Below are 533 nucleotides of genomic sequence, written 5' to 3'. Positions count from 1 at the left end.
TTGTCTGCCTATTCGCCTCATCGGCGAAAGCCTTTTGCATCGGCATACACACATCCCTTCCCCATTTCGCCGTGATGGCCTTGAATACATCACCGAAACCGACAAATACCTTTTTCACCGTAGTAGACAAGGTGCAAGAACAGTTGCTGATGCCCGATAAGAGCTGTTGCAGTTTGCCTTTTGGTACCGCTTTTTTTGGCTCAGTAGCGGTATTCATGTCACCGTCCCCGATGTGGGTGGTACTTGTTCCATTCATTTGCGGTGATAGAGGGACTCCGACATTTTTTATCATCATTACGCTTATACCCTTCGTTAATTACTCATCATTTCACGACTTACAGCTATGCAGGTTGCCCAGATAGCGACAACCTGTGTGACGATGATTATTTCATAACCAGCGCAATGAAATTTTAAGGGAACGCCTTTCAGCAACAGAGAGTAAACAAACGCCCGTTAATGCATGCAGCAGTCTGTATCGGAATGCAGGATCAGTAGGGGTTGTGGAGAGCAGAAGAATCGGCTTGATAGCAGGC

General features: G+C 46.7%; 1 protein-coding gene. It reads right to left on the bottom strand.

The window, feature by feature from the left end; genetic code table 11:
• Window positions 1–295 (bottom strand): hypothetical protein (locus tag J5069_RS24085; protein ID WP_264646156.1); only part of this gene is annotated, 295 nt, incomplete at its 3' end.
• Window positions 296–533 lie beyond the last annotated feature (238 nt).

This window comes from Candidatus Symbiopectobacterium sp. NZEC127, assembly GCF_025962675.1.
Taxonomy (GTDB): Bacteria; Pseudomonadota; Gammaproteobacteria; order Enterobacterales; family Enterobacteriaceae; genus Symbiopectobacterium.
The sequence above is the reverse complement of the archived record's forward strand: the minus strand, read 5'-3'. Positions and strand labels throughout refer to the sequence as shown.